Genomic DNA, 18,361 nt, shown 5'->3' on the forward strand with positions numbered 1-18,361 from the left:
TGGCATGTTTCACTGGTCTTCAAAGAGAGAACCAATAAAAAAGGCTGCTCACCTGGGGTGAGCAGCCTTTGTGATCGGTTTTTTCAGGCGGATGCTGATTAGGCTTGTTCGTCAGCCTGAGCAGCCTGGATACCGGTCAGGGCGATGGTGTAGACGATGTCGTCAACTAGGGCACCACGGGAGAGGTCGTTGACCGGCTTGCGCATGCCTTGCAGCATCGGGCCGATGGAGACCAGGTCAGCAGAACGCTGCACCGCTTTGTAAGTGGTGTTACCTGTGTTCAGGTCAGGGAAGACGAACACGGTAGCTTTACCGGCAACCGGTGAGTTCGGTGCCTTGGACTTGGCTACGTTCTCCATGATGGCCGCATCGTACTGCAGCGGGCCGTCGATGATGAGGTCGGGGCGCTTGGCCTTGGCCAGCTCGGTCGCTTCACGCACTTTCTCTACATCGGCACCGGCGCCGGAGGTGCCGGTAGAGTAGGAGATCATGGCGACGCGCGGCTCGATGCCGAACGCGGCTGCGGAGTCGGCGGACTGGATGGCGATCTCGGCCAGCTGCTCGGCAGTCGGGTCCGGGTTGATCGCGCAGTCACCGTAGACCAGCACCTGGTCAGGCAGCAGCATGAAGAAGATGGAGGAGATCAGTGAAGAGCCCGGAGCGGTCTTGATGATCTGCATCGGCGGACGGATGGTGTTGGCAGTGGTGTGCACCGCGCCGGATACCAGGCCGTCAACTTCATTGCGCTCCAGCATCATGGTACCCAGTACCACGTTGTCTTCAAGCTGCTCGCGGGCAACCACTTCGGTCATGCCCTTGTTCTTGCGCAGCTCGACCAGACGCGGCACATAGCGCTCGCGCACAACGGCCGGATCGATGATTTCGACGCGATCGGTCAGTACCACACCCTGCTGTTCGGCAACGCGACGGATCTCTTCCGGGTTACCCAGCAGCACCGGACGGGCAATGCCACGCTCGGCACAGATGGCGGCAGCCTTGATGGTGCGCGGCTCGTCACCTTCCGGCAGCACGACACGCTTGTTGGCCTGACGGGCCAGCTCGGTCAGCTGATAACGGAATGCCGGCGGGCTCAGACGACGGGAACGGGTAGAGCTGACGGTCAGTGACTCGATCCAGTGTTTGTCGATGTGGCCAGCGACGTAGTCCTGTACCAGCTCGATACGCTCGCGGTCATCTTCCGGAATATCGACGTTGAAGTTCTGCAGGCTTACGGCGGTCTGCCAGGTGTTGGTACCGGTCATCATGATCGGCAGGCCGGTGGCCATGGCCTGTTGGCACAGCGCCATTACCTGCGGCTCCGGATGATAGTTACCGGTCAGCAGCAGGGCGCCCAGCTTGACGCCGTTCATGGCGGAGAGGCAGGCGGAGACGATGACGTCAGAGCGGTCGCCGGAGGTCACCAGCAGGCTGCCCGGACGGAAGTGCTCAACCATGTTGTGGATGGAGCGGGCACAGAAGGTCACGGTCTGCAAACGGCGGCTGTCCAGCTCGCCTTTGTGCAGGATCTTGGCGGCCAGATGCTTGGCAAGATCCTTGGCGCGCGGGGCGATCAGCTGGGTGTTCCAGGGGATGCAACCCAGGATGCGCAGCGGGCTCTTGCCAAACACTTGCAGCACTTCCAGGTTGTGAGCCGCGTCAGAAGCGTGGTGATGGGCCTCGAACATCTCGGTCAGGTCAGGGCGGGTTACGCCATGCTCGTCAACCGGCGCGCCCACCTTGTTGATCACGCAACCAACGATGCGGGGGTTGTTGACACCACCGAAGTTGGAGCAGGCCAGCTCAATGCGCTCTTTCAGCTTCTGGCTGGAGTCATGGCCCGGGTGGGTCACGAATACCATGTCAGCGTCCAGCGCCTTGGCGACGTCGTAGTTCAGCTTGTTGGCAAAGGGCTGCTTGTCGGTCGGCACCATACCTTCGACAACCAGCACTTCGGCACCACTGGATTTCACGTGCTCTTCGAAGCGGGCAACGATCTCTTCCAGCAGGATATCGGTGTTGCTGGAGCTGATCATGTTCTCGGCGTAGGAGAGGGTGAAGGGCTCGGGCGGGTTGATGTTGGCAGCTGCGCGGATAACGGCGGTTGAGCGCTCTGCGCCGGTTTCACCCGGACGCGGCTGGGCAACCGGTTTGAAGAAGCTGACATTGACACCGTGACGCTCCATGGCGCGAACAACGCCAAGACTCACGGAAGTTACGCCGACACCAGTGCCGACCGGGATAAGCATAATAGTGCGTGCCACTTTATACCCCTTGTTCATTTTTTGGGATCAGGAAAAGGCCGCCCTGTGGGCGGCCTCGAGTTACTGCGTCAATTAAGCGCCGACCAGTTCCAGCGCGTCGTGGGCGATAACCCACTCTTCGTTGGTCGGGATAACCAGGGCCTTGGTAGAGCCAGCCTTGGTGATCTCGCCACCCTTGCCGAAACGAGCCTTCAGGTTGGCGTCGTGATCAACGTCAAAGCCCAGCAGACCCAGCTTGTTCAGGGTGATTTCACGGATCGGGGCGGAGTTTTCACCGATACCACCGGTGAAAACAACGGCGTCCAGACGACCGTCCATGGCGGCAGCGTAGGCGCCGATGTACTTGGCCAGGCGATAGCAGTAAACGTCCATAGCACGCTTGGCTTCTTCTTTGCTGTCGTAGTTGTCTTCAACGAAACGGCAGTCGGAGGTCACTTCAGTCAGACCCTGCAGGCCGGACTCTTTGGTCAGCATGGTGTTGATATCGGCAACGCTCATGCCCAGCTTGTCGTGCAGGAAGAAGATGATGGCCGGGTCCAGATCACCGGAACGGGTACCCATCACCAGACCTTCCAGCGGGGTCAGGCCCATGGAGGTATCAACAGACTTGCCGTTCTTGATGGCGCAGACGGAACCGCCGTTGCCCAGGTGGCAGTTGATGATGTTCAGCTCTTCAACCGGCTTGTTCAGCTGCTTGGCAGCTTCCAGGCTGATGTAGTAGTGGCTGGTGCCGTGAGCGCCGTAGCGACGGATGCCGTTCTCTTTGTAGAGCTTGTACGGCAGGGCGTACAGGAAGGCTTCTTCCGGCATGGTCTGGTGGAACGCGGTATCGAATACGGCCACGTTCTTGTCAGCCAGCGCCGGGAATACGCGGCGAGCTTCACGGATACCGATCAGGTGAGCCGGGTTGTGCAGCGGAGCGTACGGAACAGCAGCTTCGATGCCGGCAATCACGTCTTCGCAGATGACCACGGAAGAGGTGAAGCGCTCGCCACCGTGAACAACACGGTGACCGATGGCGATCAGGTTCTTGGACAGTTCCGGATTGAGCGGCAGGATCTTGTTGACGATGAAGTCCAGCGCTTCCTGGTGAGCGGCACCCGCGCCCAGATCGGCACTGCCTTTCTCGCCATTCAGTTTCCACTTGATGCGGGCGTCGTCGAGGTTGAAGCACTCGGCCAGGCCGGACAGCAGGTCATCACCGGTGGTTGCGTCAATGACGGCAAACTTCAGGGAAGAGCTGCCACAGTTAAGAACAAGAACCAGCTTACTCATGAATAAATCCTATCGCAGATTGGGTTGTGTAGGCGGATGCGTTGGACGCGGTGCGACCAAAAACTTTCAACTTATCCTTATGAGGGTTGGCAATCTGTTGCTTGCCCCTTGTATAGTGATACAAGACCCGAAATCCAGACGTCCCTGACAGGTCAATAGCAAGAAGCTTTTGACGCAAAAATGGGCGTACAAAGGATAACCCGATTGTTGAAAAATAACAAAGTCATCCTCAACCTTTGTTACTTTGCATCAAATTTTGTCGAGGTTTTGCCGTTAGTACGTTCAAAAAGCGCTCGGAGGTAGTATGAGCATGAACATTTTTGGAACTAAGTTACAGCAAGGCCGCCATTATATGACGCTTTGGCCGCGCCGTCCCGAGCTCAATTCGATGTTTCCTGAAAATCGGGTGATCAAGGCGACCGAGTTCGCCCTCAAGGTGATCCCCGCGCTGGCGGTGCTGAGCGTGATGTTGCAGTTCCAGTTTGGGGAGCAGCACTACTGGCCTTCAGTCATCACTTCCGTGCTGTTTCTGCTCAGTTTGCCGCTGCAAGGTTATTACTGGCTCGGCCAGCGCGCCGACACCCGCTTGCCCCCGTCGCTGGCGAGCTGGTATCGGGAGATCAACGGCAAGATGAACGAGCAGGGTGGCCGTCGTCAGCTGGTGTCACAGCCGCGCTATGAAGAGCTGGCCGATACCCTCAAGGCCGCCTTCCAGCAGCTCGATAAATCCTTTCTCTACGAATAACCCGTATCAGATGCAAAAAGGCGCCAGTGGCGCCTTTTTGTTGCGGTCGGTGTGTGGATCAGGCCGCCAGCACCTTGCGGATCTCCTGGATGGAGAGCTTGTACTGACGTGGACACTGACGCCACACCTGCAGCATCCGCTGGTACTTGTCGCGCATGGCGATGTCGCTGGAGAGCTCGTCGCACGGGCACTTGAGCTCGGGGAAGCGCTTGTCCACCTCCAGCAGGAAGCAGACGTAGTCAGCCAGCTCACGCTCTTGGCTGCGGCTGTAGCCGTTGAACTCCAGACGGCTGGCGTTGATCTCGCCCTGATCGGCGGCATCCAGATTACCCCATGAGATGGCCAGTGCGTGATGCAGCTCCAGGGTGTCGATCACCTCCTGGCAGGTCGCCAGATCCAGATGGCCGAAGCTCTTCTCCAGCTCGAGGATCTGCAGGCAGTAGCCGCGCTCGATGATGGTGCTGGCGCGCTGGTAGATGTCCGCCTTCTCCGGGTTGAGTTTCGCCAGAATTTCGTACTGGTTGCTCAGGATCAAACGTTCTGTGTTGCTCATGTTCATGGGATATCTCGCTGGAAGATGATTCTGGGGTCACGTTAACCCATATATAAAATGAATTTTTTGATCTGGGCGGGGGAGTTGGTGAGAAAAATCCACTGGCAAGGGCTTGCTGGCCAGACAAAAAAGGCCTGCATGGCAGGCCTTTCAATGACGCAGGGGAGGGTTATCCCTTGAGGAAATCCAGTACCACCTGATGGTGATCGCTGGTTTTGAACTTGTCGAAGTGGTGGGCAATCTTGCCCTCTTCATCGATCAGGAAGCTCTGACGGTGAATGCCGTCATACTCTTTGCCCATGAATTTCTTCGGGCCCCAGACGCCAAAAGCATCGGCGACGGCGTGGTCTTCATCGGCCAGCAGGGTGAAGTTGAGCTGGTCCCGCTCTTCGAACTTTTTCAGCCGTTTGGCCGGATCCGGGCTGATGCCAAGCACCACCACATTGAGGGCGGCCAGCTCGGCGTTCACATCGCGCATGCCGCAGGCCTGGGTGGTGCAGCCGGGGGTCATTGCCTTGGGATAGAAATAGACCAGCACCTTCCTGCCGCGCAGGCCAGCGAGGCTGACCTGATTACCATTCTGGTCGGGCAGGGAGAAATCGGGGGCGGGGCTGCCAGCTTGTAGTGGTTGCATGGGGTCTCCTCGGGTAAAACGCCCTCAGGCGTGTTTGCGATTGACGATAAACTCGAACGATTCGGCACCCAGTTGACGACAGAATTCGGCGAAGGCGGTTTGCGAACCTTCCACTTCACCCTCTCTGGCCAGATTGAGCTGAAAACTGATCTTCAGCAGGTTGAACGGCTGCTGCTCCAGGGTCATGGATTGCATCGCCTGAATGTTCCAGCCATGTTCGCTGAAGAACTGGGTGCACTGGCTTACGATGCCGGGCTCGTCGCGGATCAACAGGTCGGCACTGGCGCGGATGTCATACTGCAGGGACTGGTGGCGTTCGGTGCGTTTCATCATGGTGATGAGATCCCACTCCTGGCTACGCAGGGGCAGGCTGATTTCGAGTTGCATCATGCTGTTCCAGTCGCCCGAGAGCAGCATGATAAAGGTAAATTCATTGCCGAAGATGCCAAGGCGGCTGTCTACAATGTTGCAACCACAGCCACTGACGTGGCGGGTCACTTCATTGACGATGCCAGGCCTGTCCGTGCCGATGGCCGTTACGACCAGGTAGTGAGTCATAAATCTTCTCTCGTCCGTTATTTCGTTGCGAAAGCCGCGCTGGCAAGCCAACCCTCCGGCCCTGATGACCACTCCCTGAGGGACGCTGCCGACTTTCGTCCATTACTTTTTGTTCCGGATGGTATCACGGCTTGCCCCCTCTCTCCCTTGTTTTTCAAAGGGGTCAGCTTTACCATTACGCCCCTGAAAATCGGGAGAAAAGTCCATGTTACGCGGTAGTATTGTTGCGCTCGTTACCCCCATGCTGGCTTCAGGTGAAGTCGATTGGGCCAGTCTGGCCAAACTGGTCGACTATCATGTCAGCGCCGGGACCAGCACCATTGTTGCGGTGGGTACCACGGGGGAATCGGTGACCCTGAGCGAGCAGGAGCATATCGCCGTCGTTGAAAAGACCGTTGAGTATGCCGCCGGACGCATTCCCGTCATCGCTGGTTGCGGCTCCAACAATACCGCTCACGCCATCGAACTGAGCAAACGCTTGGCCAAAACCGGCGTGGTGGCGGGCCTCTCGGTGACTCCTTACTACAACAAGCCCACTCAGGAAGGTCTCTATCGCCACTATTGTGCGATCGCCGAGGCTAGTGGTCTGCCCCAAATTCTTTATAATGTGCCCGGTCGCACTTGTTGCGATCTCAAACCGGAGACCGTGGCCCGTCTGGCCAAGGTTCCCGGCATTATCGGTTTGAAAGAGGCAACCGGCGATTTGAGCCGCACCCCGCTGCTGCGCGAGCTGTGCGGGCCGGAGTTTGCTCTCTACAGTGGCGACGATGCCACTGGTTGTGATTTTATGCTGCAAGGTGGCGATGGCGTGATTTCGGTCACCACCAATATTGCAGCGGCCCAGATGGCCGACATGTGTCGTGCTGCGCTGGCCGGTGATGCCGGGCAGGCGCATGACATCAACAATCTCTTGATGCCGTTGCACAAGACTCTGTTCTGCGAACCGAGCCCCACCCCGGTGAAATGGGCCTGTGCCCAACTGGGGTTGATTGCAACAGCCACCTTGCGCCTGCCGCTGGTTGACCTCACCCCCGAGGGCGAGCAGCTGATGGCGCGAGCACTGACCACAGCGGAGTTGATGGCGAGTGTTTAAATCTAATGGAAAGGGAAATAGAGCCCGTCTGGTGCTGAGCGTTGCGACTGTGGCCGTCTTGGCCGGTTGCAGCACCCCCCAGGATCGCAAAATGGCCAACCGCGACTTCGGTTATGAAGATGCCCGCCTCGAGGGCCGCGCGTTCTTGATCCCCGCAGGATTGAGTGCCCCCACCTTCAACAGCCAGTACGATATTCCGCCGCTTCCCGAGAGCAGCCGTGAAGGTGCCCTCGGCGCTCAAGTTGATGTGCGCCCACCCGCTCAACTGCTGACCGTGGTACCGGGCAGCCAGGTGGTGCAGAGCGCAACCGAACCGACCGTTGCCTTCTATGCCCTGAGCACCAGCCAGAGCGTGGAGCGCGATACCTGGTCGTTCCTGATGAACTTCCTGGCCAAATACAAGGTCACCACCGAGAAGCTTGATCAGCAGGATGGCGTATTGCAGACCGGCTGGTTTGACAACACTGTCGCCCTCGATGGCTGGGGTGAAGATGACGAAGACTTCAAAATCCGTCAGCGTTACCAGTTCACCGTACGCAACGATGCCCAGCGCCACGCCGTCAACATGTCGGTCCGGGTACTGGATCACGAAGAGACCATCGACGGCGAGACCAGCAACAAGCTGACCCCTGCCGATGCCCAGCGCTATGCCGCGCGAGTGCTGAACCAGTTCTCTCTCTATTACGACAGCCAGCTGAAAGCCCGCGAGCAGCACAAGTCCAACGATGGCATGGGTCTGCAACTGGGTCTGGACAACAACGAGCTGAGCGCCTGGATTGCCGAAGGTTCCTTTGATCAGGTGTGGCGTCGCCTTAATCAGGTACTGCCTGCTTACGGTTTCACCATCAAGGATACCCAGCAGTCTCTGGGCTGGATCGACGTCGAGTACGAAGAGCCGGGTGCCGAGTTCTGGAAGGCGAAAGGGAGCGAGCCGTTCAAACTGGAGGAGGAGAAATACCGCTTCCAGCTTGGCGAAATGGCGGGAGGCAAGACCTCCATCACCCTGTTCGACAAGGACAAGAAGCCGGTATCGTCCGGGGTTATCTCCCAGATGTATATCAGCCTGTCCGAGGCGTTCGCCAAGGGGCTGGCCGATCAGGCAGCAGCAAAAGCAGAATAAATACAGGGGCCTTGTGCCCCTGTTTTGTTATCAAAATCCCCCTGAAAACGCGGGGATTCCGAGCGGTTTTCGATGATGCGAGCCCCCTTGCCAGTCCGTTGCAAACAGAGCGCGCGGGTGAGGGACTCGCGATGTTTACCCCCCACAAACAGGAAGTGTTATTAGCCATGAGTCTTGCAGATCAAGTATTGGCGGTGAATGACGATTTGCCGATCCGTACCGATAAACCTGTCCATTCCGGCAAAGTGCGCAGCGTCTACTGGTTGACCCCCGAAGACAGTGCCCGGCTCATAAAAGAGAAAGGCTATGATGTGCCGGCCGATGCGCCCCTCGCCCTCATGGTGATCAGCGATCGCATCTCGGCCTTCGATTGCATCTGGCAAGGTGTGGATGGCCTGAACGGCGTACCGGGCAAAGGGGCTGCGCTTAATGCCATCTCTAGCCACTGGTTCAAGCTGTTCAAGGAGAAGGGACTGGCCGACAGCCACATTCTGGATATTCCGCACCCCTTCGTTTGGATCGTGCAAAAAGCTCGTCCGGTGATGATCGAGGCGATTGCCCGTCAGTACATCACCGGCTCCATGTGGCGTGCCTACAAGGATGGCGAGCGCGAGTTCTGCGGCATCACCCTGCCGGAAGGGCTCAAAAAGGATCAGAAGCTGCCGGAAATTCTCATCACTCCCTCCACCAAGGGCGTGCTGAAAGGGCTGGATGGCGTGCCGGAAGCTGATGACGTCAACGTTTCCCGTGCCGATATCGAGCGCCACTACAAGGGCTTCAACTTCAGCAAACCGGCTGACATCGACCGTTACGAAGTGCTGCTCAAAGAGGGCTTCAACGTCATCAGCGACGCGCTGGCCGGGCTGGATCAGATCTTCGTCGATACCAAGTTCGAGTTTGGCTACGTCCACGATGCCGCCGGCAACGAAAAGCTCATCTACATGGATGAAGTGGGCACCCCCGACAGCTCCCGTATCTGGGATGGCGCGGCCCTGCGCGACGGTCAGATTGTCGAGAAGTCGAAAGAGGGTTTCCGTCAGTGGCTGCTCAACCACTTCCCGGATCCGGACATCCTGCTCAACAAGAACCGCATGCCGGAACGTTTCGCCCTGGCCCGCGACAACAAGCTGCCGACCGAAGTAATGATGGACATATCCAACACCTACGTCGGGATCGCCGAGAAGATCATCGGCCACAAGCTGGCGCGTTCTGCCAATCCCAAGCAGGAGATCATCGAGGTGCTGCGTGATCAGTACGGTCTGATCGACTAAGGGTTGCTCTTTTTTTGTCGCCTATAAACAAACGTTTGCTGGTGGTGAAAGATAGAGGCAAATAAACAGACGGGCCCCATTGCGGGGCCCGTTTTTATTGCTGGTCTGGCGGCAAGCGAGCGGCGATCAGCCGTTGACCCTGAACACCTGACCGGTCTGGATGCCCAACACCGACTTCTTGTAAGCCTGCGCTACCTTGGCGGCAGGCACCGGCACGAACCCCGGGAAGAAGTCGGCGTATTTGTCCATCGACTCCGCCAGCACGGTAGGGCTCACCACGTTGATGCGAAGGCCGCGGGGCAGCTCGCAGGCGGCCGCTTTCACAAAGTGATCGATGGCGCCGTTGACGGTGCTGGCGCTCACGCCCCAGTTGATCGGCTCCTCGCTCAGGATGCCGCTGATCAGGGTGATGGAACCTTTGTCGCTCAGGTGGGGGATAGCGGCACGGGTCAGGTTGATCTGGCCCATCAGCTTGCTCTGAAGCCCCACCTGCCACTGCTCGTCGGTCATCTCGGTCAGGCCGTTGAAGGCCACACTGCCGCTGGCGACGACCAGCGCATCGAACTGCCCCAGCTTGGCAAACAGCGCCTTGATGGAGGCGGGATCGCGCATGTCGACCGTGGCATCGCCACGGCTGTGGCCGACCCGGATCACCTGATGATCTTTGGCAAGCAGTTCACTGACCGCGGAGCCGATGGTGCCGGAGGCACCCACAATCACAATTTTCATCTGCATCACTCCTGGTTGGGATGTATCGATTCTAGCGCAACAGAAAATGCGAAAAAGCGCGTAAAATAAACCCATTGTTTCCATATTGGAGCTAATGATGGATATCGCCCATCTGGCCAGCTTTTACGAGGTGGTGCTGCGCGGCAGTTTCTCGGCTGCTGCCGATACGCTGGGAGTGAGCAAGGGGATGCTGAGCCGCCACGTCAGCGCGCTGGAGTCCTCCCTCAATGCGCAACTGTTGCAGCGCACCACCCGCCGCCTCAGCCTGACCGAGGCGGGCAAGACCCTCTACCAGCAGGCGGGGGAGATCTTCGCGCTGGCGCGGCAAGCGGAGCAGGATATTCAGGCGCTGACCGAAGAGGATGGCGGTCGGCTGCGTTTTACCTGCCCGGTCAGTACCGGTGATCGCATGGTGAGCGAGCTGCTGACCAGCTTTGCCGCGCTTTGCCCGGGAGTGGAGGTGGAGCTCAACTTCACCAACCAGATGGTCGACATGAGCCAGGGGGAGAACGACATCGCCCTGCGCGCCATGAACGAGGTGCCGGACAATCTGGTCGCACTTCCTCTTGGCCGACTCAAGGATGTGGTGGTGGCGAGCCCCGCACTGGTGGCGCGAGAGGGGCGTCCTGCCACTCCCTATGAGCTGAGCGGGCGCAGCTGCCTGTTGCAGGGGCACAATCCGGCCTGGGAGCAGTGGCACTTTATCCGTGAGGGTGAAGAGGCCCACATTCTGGTGCAGGGCAGGGTGCGAGCCAACCACTACAGCACAGTGTTGCAACTGGCGCGTGCCGGTATGGGCTATGCCAAGTGCCCGCTGATGCTGGTGGAATCGCTGCTGACGGCTGGGGAGTTGGTGACCGTGCTCGACGACTGGCAGAGCGGTCTGCATCAGCTTCATGTGTTGCATGCCCAGCAGCGACGGGTGCCGCGCAAGATCCGGCTGTTCAAGCAGGTGTTGGCCCAGTGGTTTGCCGAGCGACCCCACTACCTGCTCTGAGCGGCGTTATTTTTCTGTCATCTTCGGCTGCTACCTTGCGCCCATCATCGGCATCAGGAAGATCAGCGGGAATGAAGAACAATAGAGGGTTGACCGGGTTTGTGCTGCTCTGTGCAGTGTTGGGGGCTGGCAGTGTGCAGGCCATGGTGGAAGTGAAGGTGCCGGAGAATTTCCGCATCCTCGCGGTGAGCAACGGCACCTTGCAGGATGAGCAGCATGCCACCCTGGCGGATGGCGAACAGCAACTGCTGGTGCGTTTCGAGGGGGTGATCCCCAGCCGCAGCAGCAGCGAGAATGATCGGCAGGTACGCTCCGAGCCGCAGGTGGTGCGCTATCAGGGCAGCAATCAGCATTTGCAGCTGACGGCCAGCGTACCGGGAGACGAGCGGGGGATGCAGGCGTATGCCAAGGCTCCTGTGGTGACGTTGCAGGAGAATGGCCGCGCGCTTGCCATCCAGCAGGATGCGCTGGTGACCAGCGGCATGCTGCTCGGGGTGGATTGGAACGGCAAACTGGCTGAATACAACCGCAGAGGCGGCAAGGCAGCGCTGACGGCGGGAGCAATATCCGCACAGCCAACTGCCACGATCGCCAGCGGGGCGAAACCCGTTGTGGTTGCCAGCGAGCTGGAAGGGCAGTTGCAGCAGCTGTTCCTCAAGGCAGACCCGGCCCTGCGCAAGCGCTTTATCGGTTGGGCCGTGCCGCAGCTTTAAGTTTGTCGCCCGTTGCAGTAACGTGGGCATCCCTGTCGGATGCCCTCTTCATCGTACTCAACGAGGTGTTCATGTTTGAATTGCATTCCCGCCTGCAGGCAGATACCTGCTGGCTTGGCGATCTACCGCTCTGTCGCGCCCTGCTGGCCAAAGACAGTCAATACCCCTGGCTGATTCTGGTGCCGCGAGTGGCCAACCTGCGCGAGATCCACCATCTGGCACCGGAGCAGCAGCAACAGCTGATGCAGGAGTCCTGCGCCGTCGCCGCCCTGATGGAGCAGGCCCTCAGTCCGGACAAGATCAACATAGGGGCGCTGGGCAATCTGGTGCCACAGCTGCACATTCACCATGTCGCACGTTTCGCCACCGATGCTGCCTGGCCCGGCCCCATCTGGGGGGCTCATCCGATCGTGCCTTATGAGCCACAGGTGCTGGCGCAGCAGGCCGACAGATGGCGTGACCGGCTCGCCAAGCTGAGCGGTTTTACCCCTGCGGCTGCTGATAACGGCGTCAACTGAGAGGCGTGTCGCTATTTCAGTCTTCGGGCCGCGCCATCTGTTAGAGTTATGGTATAGATAAGCCCATTCTCGATGTTCAGGAAGGTCCCATGATAGTGACAAGAGCCGATGATGACGTCGTGTTGACGACTGAGGATGTACTGCTCAGCCTGTGCAACTCGGTGACCGATGTGTTGAGTGCCGCGACCATGAGTCAGGTGCGGTTTTCCGGCATGGTGCAGCGGATCAGCAAGACCTGCCTCAAGCCGGATATCGGCTGCTTCGTGCTGTTCGATGGCGGTTTTTCCGGTCTGGTGGTGATCAACTTCTCCGCCGCCGCCGCCATGGAGCTGTACGAGAGCTACATGCTGAGCATGGGACTCTCCAAGGAGGATCTCGCCATTTCCCACACCTCTGACGAGGTGAGCAACGTGATGGGCGAGCTGATGAACCAGATCGTCGGCAGCTTTACCGTCAAGGTGGGCCGCGATCTGCAGACCCACATCACCCAGAACCAGCCGAAGATGCTGGCCCTCAACAAGCAGGTGATGCTGAGCGTCGATACCAATCTCGACAGCCCGGAGTCCCGCCGCGTCACCTTCTTCACCGCCCGCAACAACATCTTCTATCTGGAGCTGGCGATGGACAAAACCGAGTTCATCCGCATCCACAATGAGGGGATGGAGCATGAAGAGCTGGATCCCGATGCCCTGATCGCCCAGGCCAAGCAGGATGCCGCCAAGCCGGTTCAGGCTGCGGCCCCGGTCGCCAACGATCACGACGATCTACTCGACTCTCTGGGTATTTGAGGCAAATGCCGGATAGCAACAAGGCCACCTTCGGGTGGCCTTGTTGTATCGGTGCGCACAACCGTTATTAGAAGTTGTAGAGCAGGCCGGTGTTGAACATCACGGATTCAGAATCGTAGAAGTTGATGTCGGAATCGGACTTGGCGTAGCCAGCGGTAAAGGTTGCCGAGAGCGGTGCAATACCGAACAGGCGGTGCCAGAAGAAGGTACCGGTCAGGGCAAACTCGTCGGAGTCGGCTTTTTTGTTACCAAAGTCAGGGATTGGGTTGGCTTCATCATATTTGGTCTGACCCAGATAGAGGTTGCTGACGAAGGACCACTGGGATGCCCGCTTGCCGTAGGTCAACTGGAGGCCGTTGCTCTTGTAGCTCTGGGCGCTGCCGTCCAGGTCAGCCTGACGGTGGATGAAAGCCGGCTCCAGCACCTGACCGGCTGCCAGCTGCCATTTGTAGGAGAGGTCGAGGGCGTGGATCTTGCCGTTGCGATCCAGCTTGGCCGCCGTGTCGGCACCATACTGGCTGCCACTGCGCTCTTCATCGACTTCGATGTTGCGGGTGGTCAGGCTGCCGAAGAAGTTGCTGCCCCAGATATTGTCCCAGGCGAAGCGCACCCCTTTTGACTTGATATCGGTCGACTGGCGATCGACGCTTACGGCGAAGGGATCGCTCCACTGCTCGGTTGGCATGGCATTGAAGACCACGGAGCCGGCCACTGTGCCCTTGTTGCTCATCTCCTGGCGGATACCGAGTTGCTGGGTGAAGTCGAAACGGATGGCATCCTGGATCAGGTTACCGAGGAAGACCTGGGTGCGGGTATCGGCAAAGGTGTAACGGATATCTGCGTTGAGCAGCGGGGCGACGGCGGAGCTGCTCTCTGCACTGCCCAGTCCGCTCAGTCGACGATTTTCGTCGTCACCGCTGTAAAAGTTGGATTCGTAATTGATGACGTTGACGCCGCCAAGCAGGAAACCGGACCAGCCCGATTCGTTGGGAATGGTTCCCAAATCCGCATATGCACTATTTGCGACCAGCAGGCCCAGACCAAGCAGGGTAGTGTTGCGCATCAGATAACTCCTAAATTAAACGCGTTTAAATTACCAGGTGGGCGATTATAGGGGGCCACCCTTAATGGCAACTGACAGAATTTCATCAAATATCCTAACTCACTCATTTCACTAGGCGAATCGTTAATTAATTGTGCGAGATAAGAAGAGTTCAATTCTCTGTGCTGGTATTCTGTTCGCGGATATGGGGGAGAAAATAACAAGATGAAGCAGATTAAATCCTGGGCACAATATTACGTCGATCTGATGACCAAGCTGGGACTGGTGCGCTTCAGCATGTTTCTGGCGGCTGGCATCATAGTGCTGGCTGTCGCCATCCAGATGGGGGTGACCCTGTTCCTGCGCGGCAATATTGATGTGATCGACTTCGTGCGCTCGGTCTTCTTTGGCCTGCTGGTGACCCCCTGGGCGGTCTATTTTCTCTCCATCGTGGTGGATCAGCTGGAGGATTCCCGTCAGCGATTGAGCCGGATGGTGCGCAAGCTGCAGGATATGCGCGAGCGGGATCTGGAGCTCAACAGTCAGTTGCAGGAGAACATCAGTCGCCTCAATGCCCAGATTGCCGAGACCAACCGGGCCGAGGCACTGCGTCTGCAGGCCATCGAGGATCTCGAGAACGAGGTGTTCCAGCGGGAGAAAGCCCAGCTTCATCTGGGGGAGCGTACCGCTCTGCTGCGCTCCTTTATCGACTGTTCCCCGGATCTGGTCTACTACCGCAATGAGGATGAGCAGTTCTCCGGTTGCAACCGCGCCATGGAGGAGCTGACCGGCAAGGCGGAGAGCGAGCTGATTGGCCTCACACCTTTCGATGTCTACAAGCAGGAGATTGCCAACAAGGTGGTGGAGACCGACAAGCAGGTCTTTGCCAGCAATGAGCCCCTCACCTATGAACAGTGGCTGGAGTATCCCGATGGCCGCAAGGCCTACTTCGAGCTGCGCAAAGTGCCCTTCTTCGATCGCTTCGGCAAGCGGCTGGGCCTGCTCGGCTTTGGCCGCGACATCACCGAGCGCAAGCAGTATCAGGACAAACTGGAGAAGGCGAGCCGCGACAAGACTACCTTTATCTCCACCATCAGCCACGAGCTGCGCACCCCGCTCAACGGCATCGTGGGCTTAAGCCGGATGCTGATGGATACCCCCCTCGATCCCAAGCAGCACCAGCAGCTCAAGACCATTCACCTGAGTGCGGTGACCCTTGGCAATATCTTCAACGACATCATCGATTTGGACAAACTCGATCGGCGTCGCCTCGAAATTGCGCCGACCCGCATCGATCTGCCTGCCTTCCTCGACGAGCTGGAGACCCTGTCGCGCATTCAGGCGGAGCAGAAGGGGCTCTATCTGCATTTCGATCGCGATGGCGACATGCCGCAATTCGTGATAGCCGACGGTACCCGTCTGCGTCAGGTGCTGTGGAATCTGGTGGGCAATGCGGTCAAGTTTACCGACGAGGGGGGCGTCACCGTGCGCTGCCTCTCTCATCCTGCCGACGAGCCGGGCAAGCTGGCCCTGCACTTCGAGGTGGAGGATACCGGCATCGGCATCCCGCGCGCCCAGCAGGAGAAGATCTTCGCCATGTACTATCAGGTGCAGGGCAAGAAACACGCCACCGGCACCGGTATTGGCCTCGCGGTCTCCCGTCAGCTGGTGCAGGCGATGGGCGGCCAGCTCTATGTGGACAGTGAGCCGGGCGAAGGCTCCTGCTTCACCGCCGAGCTGGAGGTAGCTTGCGCCGAGCCAGTGCCGCAGGAGCAGGAGGAGGAGATGCCCTCCCTCGATATCCTGCTGGTGGAGGATGTGGAGCTCAACGTGACGGTGGCCTGCGCCCTGCTGGGCAAGCTGGGTCATCAGGTGCAGGTGGCACGGGATGGCACCCAGGCGCTGGCGATGGCCAATCCGGATGATTTCGACCTCATTCTGCTCGATATCCAGCTGCCGGACATGACCGGCTTCGATGTGGCGAAAACCCTGCTGGAGCGTTATGGCGACAGCCTGCCGCCCATGGTGGCACTAACGGCCAACTCTACCGGCGATCGCCAGTACTATCTGGAGCGCGGGATGCGGGATGTGATCAACAAACCGCTTGGCTCGAAGGCTGTGCGGGAGGTGATTGGCCATCTGTTTGCCGGTCTGGCCGAGGATGAAGCGGACGAGCAAGCTGATGCGGGCAATCAGGATGCCCTGCTGGATATTCCCTTCCTCACTGATTACGCCGATACGGTGGGCAAGCCGGTGCTGCTCTCCAGCGTCGAGCTGTTCGAGAAGATGATGCCGGACTACATGGCGGTGCTCGACTCCAACATGATCGCCCGGGATCAGGCGGGGGTGGTAGAGGAGGCGCACAAGATAAAAGGGGCGGCAGGCTCCATTGGCCTGCGTCGTTTGCAGCAGACGGCTCAGCTGATCCAGAGCCCGGATCATCCCGCCTGGTGGGAGAACGTGGAAGACTGGATTGAGACGCTGCGCCGGGAATATCCGGGCGATATCGCCCGGCTGCGGCGCTGGTTGCTGTCTTGAGGCTGGAGGTTGTCTTGAGTCTGATGGAAGTGGCTGGCAAGGAGCTGCAAGATGTATAGCCGTTTGATTACCCCTGCGCGCATCCACCCTTGGGGGGACGAGGATTTGCTGGAGGCGACCGAGCAGGATCGCGCCCGTATCGTGCAGGCGGCGCCGGTGCGCCGGTTGCAGCAGAAGACCCAGGTCTTTCCGCTCGATGTGAAGGCCTCGGTGCGCAGTCGCCTCACCCACTCGCTGGAGGTGCAGGAGACCGGTCGCCAGATCAGCCGCCGTATTCTGGCCGCCTTGCCAGCCGGGATGGTCTGCGAAGGGGCCTTTATCAATCTGGTGGAGATGTCCTGCCTGCTTCATGACGTGGGCAACCCGCCGTTTGGCCACTTTGGCGAGCAGGTGATGAGCCAGTGGCTCGGCGAGATGCTCGATCCCCTCTATCAGCAGGCGCTGGCGCAGCCACCTTCGGCCCAGTGGGCTGAATTGCGTCAGGATCTGCAATTGTTTGATGGCAACGCCCAGAGCTTGCGGCTGGTGCACAGCCTGCACGAGCTCAATCTGACGCTCGGGCAACTAGCGGCGCTCTGCAAATACCCGCAGCAGCCTCAACCCGGGGTGAGCTATGGCCAACATCATGGCTGGAGCAGCAAGCGGGGCATCTTCTTTAGCGAGCAGCCGCTCTACCGTGCCCTCGGCCAGAGTCTGGGATTGGCCCCCGGCTGTCGCCATCCGCTGGTCTACATCATGGAGGCGGCCGATGACATCTCCTACTGCATCGCCGATCTGGAAGATGCGGTAGACCGGCGGATCCTGACACTGTCAGAGCTGCTGGTGGCGCTGCGGGCCGCTGACCAGAGCGACTATCTGGCTGCGTTGCTGGATGAGGCGCTGGTCAGTGGCCGGGGCTTTTTCCCCCATTTTCGCCAGCAACTGACCCGGGATCTGGTTGCGCTGGCGGCGCAGAGCTATGTCAGCGAACATCAGGCCATTTTGCAGGGCTCCTATCCGCAAGCGTTGCTGCATGGCCAGGCGCCAGCGGCGCGGGTGCTCGATATCCTCAAGCAGGTGGCCCGCGAGCTGGTCTTTATGTGCCCCGAAGTCGAGGCTCTCGAACTGGAAGGGTATGCGGCGCTGCGCGGGGTGCTGACCAGTTATGCCTGTCTATTGGCGCTGCCAGCGCCACAGTTTGCTCGCCTGCTGGCCGGGGAGGGGAGTCAGGCGCTGTTCTTTGCGCGCCGTCTCTATCACCGCCTCTCGGCCCGCCATCTCAAGGCCTATCGATTGGCGATCGCCACCCCGGATCCGCGTTTTGCCTGCCAGAACGAGCAGGAGTGGTATTACCGGGTGCGGTTGCTGCTCGATTATGTCAGCGGCATGACGGATACCTATGTACTGGAAGAGTACCGGCTACTCTCGGGGATCTGATGTGCTGGCATCGTTGCCAGACGGACAGCATAAAATGCCGTAAAAACGTTTAAAAAGGAGCCGCAAGAGGCTTGTTTTAAATTCGGATATTTTTTAGACTTCTGCAACCT

At 59.0% G+C, this 18,361-nt stretch carries 17 protein-coding genes; 10 read left to right on the top strand and 7 right to left on the bottom strand.

Annotated elements, in window-relative coordinates; all coding sequences use genetic code 11:
- Nucleotides 1-98: 98 nt before the first annotated feature.
- Complete coding sequence (pta, locus tag G5195_RS17280; RefSeq protein WP_005339119.1) at nt 99-2,279, bottom strand: phosphate acetyltransferase; 2,181 nt, start codon at nt 2,277-2,279, stop codon at nt 99-101.
- Nucleotides 2,280-2,333: 54 nt separating this feature from the next.
- A complete protein-coding gene (locus G5195_RS17285; RefSeq protein ID WP_005349210.1) occupies nt 2,334-3,536 on the bottom strand; it encodes an acetate kinase in 1,203 nt (400 codons plus the stop codon).
- Between the two features lie 304 nt (nt 3,537-3,840).
- Between G5195_RS17285 and yfbV the strand changes: the two genes are divergently transcribed.
- The gene (gene yfbV, locus G5195_RS17290; RefSeq protein ID WP_043851809.1) at nt 3,841-4,281 is read left to right on the top strand and encodes a terminus macrodomain insulation protein YfbV; all 441 of its coding nucleotides are present in this window, start codon (nt 3,841-3,843) and stop codon (nt 4,279-4,281) included.
- Nucleotides 4,282-4,339: 58 nt separating this feature from the next.
- Here yfbV and G5195_RS17295 read toward each other — a convergent pair whose 3' ends face one another.
- From G5195_RS17295 to G5195_RS17305, 3 genes are all read right to left on the bottom strand, one after another.
- Nucleotides 4,340-4,840 (bottom strand): YfbU family protein, encoded by a 501-nt coding sequence (locus tag G5195_RS17295; RefSeq protein WP_042059885.1) that lies wholly within the window; start codon nt 4,838-4,840, stop codon nt 4,340-4,342.
- A 163-nt stretch (nt 4,841-5,003) separates the two neighbouring features.
- The gene (gene bcp, locus G5195_RS17300; RefSeq protein ID WP_216980162.1) at nt 5,004-5,468 is read right to left on the bottom strand and encodes a thioredoxin-dependent thiol peroxidase; all 465 of its coding nucleotides are present in this window, start codon (nt 5,466-5,468) and stop codon (nt 5,004-5,006) included.
- A gap of 24 nt (nt 5,469-5,492) precedes the next feature.
- On the bottom strand, nt 5,493-6,026 hold the full coding sequence (locus G5195_RS17305; RefSeq protein ID WP_064337273.1) for a glycine cleavage system protein R: 534 nt from the start codon (nt 6,024-6,026) through the stop codon (nt 5,493-5,495).
- Nucleotides 6,027-6,231: 205 nt separating this feature from the next.
- Between G5195_RS17305 and dapA the strand changes: the two genes are divergently transcribed.
- The 3 genes from dapA (at nt 6,232) to G5195_RS17320 (ending at nt 9,510) form a co-directional block, all read left to right on the top strand.
- Nucleotides 6,232-7,119, top strand: a complete 888-nt coding sequence (dapA, locus tag G5195_RS17310; RefSeq protein ID WP_376890098.1) for a 4-hydroxy-tetrahydrodipicolinate synthase — start codon at nt 6,232-6,234, stop codon at nt 7,117-7,119.
- Complete coding sequence (gene bamC / locus G5195_RS17315; RefSeq protein ID WP_005349235.1) at nt 7,112-8,239, top strand: outer membrane protein assembly factor BamC; 1,128 nt, start codon at nt 7,112-7,114, stop codon at nt 8,237-8,239. Before dapA ends, bamC begins: the two co-directional genes overlap by 8 nt.
- A 167-nt stretch (nt 8,240-8,406) precedes the next feature.
- Nucleotides 8,407-9,510, top strand: a complete 1,104-nt coding sequence (locus G5195_RS17320) for a phosphoribosylaminoimidazolesuccinocarboxamide synthase (RefSeq protein WP_040065098.1) — start codon at nt 8,407-8,409, stop codon at nt 9,508-9,510.
- A 126-nt stretch (nt 9,511-9,636) separates the two neighbouring features.
- Here G5195_RS17320 and G5195_RS17325 read toward each other — a convergent pair whose 3' ends face one another.
- On the bottom strand, nt 9,637-10,239 hold the full coding sequence (locus G5195_RS17325) for a short chain dehydrogenase (protein WP_421222451.1): 603 nt from the start codon (nt 10,237-10,239) through the stop codon (nt 9,637-9,639).
- 97 nt (nt 10,240-10,336) lie between these two features.
- Here G5195_RS17325 and G5195_RS17330 point away from each other — a divergent pair, with 97 nt between their 5' ends.
- The 4 genes from G5195_RS17330 (at nt 10,337) to G5195_RS17345 (ending at nt 13,255) form a co-directional block, all read left to right on the top strand.
- Nucleotides 10,337-11,236, top strand: coding sequence for a LysR family transcriptional regulator (locus G5195_RS17330; RefSeq protein WP_421236334.1), 900 nt, complete (start codon nt 10,337-10,339; stop codon nt 11,234-11,236).
- Nucleotides 11,237-11,307: 71 nt separating this feature from the next.
- Complete coding sequence (locus tag G5195_RS17335) at nt 11,308-11,949, top strand: DUF2057 domain-containing protein (protein ID WP_216959274.1); 642 nt, start codon at nt 11,308-11,310, stop codon at nt 11,947-11,949.
- Between the two features lie 71 nt (nt 11,950-12,020).
- Nucleotides 12,021-12,467 (top strand): HIT domain-containing protein, encoded by a 447-nt coding sequence (locus G5195_RS17340; RefSeq protein ID WP_216952913.1) that lies wholly within the window; start codon nt 12,021-12,023, stop codon nt 12,465-12,467.
- 89 nt (nt 12,468-12,556) lie between these two features.
- A complete protein-coding gene (locus tag G5195_RS17345; RefSeq protein ID WP_421222455.1) occupies nt 12,557-13,255 on the top strand; it encodes a DUF3334 family protein in 699 nt (232 codons plus the stop codon).
- Nucleotides 13,256-13,322: 67 nt separating this feature from the next.
- Here the strand turns inward: G5195_RS17345 and G5195_RS17350 are convergent, their stop codons facing one another.
- Nucleotides 13,323-14,318, bottom strand: a complete 996-nt coding sequence (locus tag G5195_RS17350; protein ID WP_216952915.1) for a DUF2860 family protein — start codon at nt 14,316-14,318, stop codon at nt 13,323-13,325.
- 204 nt (nt 14,319-14,522) lie between these two features.
- On the opposite strand from G5195_RS17350, the gene arcB reads away from it, so the two are divergent.
- Together arcB and dgt are read left to right on the top strand one after the other, a co-directional pair.
- Nucleotides 14,523-16,835 (top strand): aerobic respiration two-component sensor histidine kinase ArcB, encoded by a 2,313-nt coding sequence (arcB, locus tag G5195_RS17355; protein WP_216952916.1) that lies wholly within the window; start codon nt 14,523-14,525, stop codon nt 16,833-16,835.
- Between the two features lie 51 nt (nt 16,836-16,886).
- Nucleotides 16,887-18,251, top strand: a complete 1,365-nt coding sequence (gene dgt, locus G5195_RS17360) for a dGTPase (RefSeq protein WP_421222456.1) — start codon at nt 16,887-16,889, stop codon at nt 18,249-18,251.
- Nucleotides 18,252-18,361 lie beyond the last annotated feature (110 nt).

Origin of the sequence: Aeromonas sp. 601039 (assembly GCF_049174415.1) — a bacterium.
Lineage (GTDB): Bacteria > Pseudomonadota > Gammaproteobacteria > Enterobacterales > Aeromonadaceae > Aeromonas > Aeromonas veronii_A.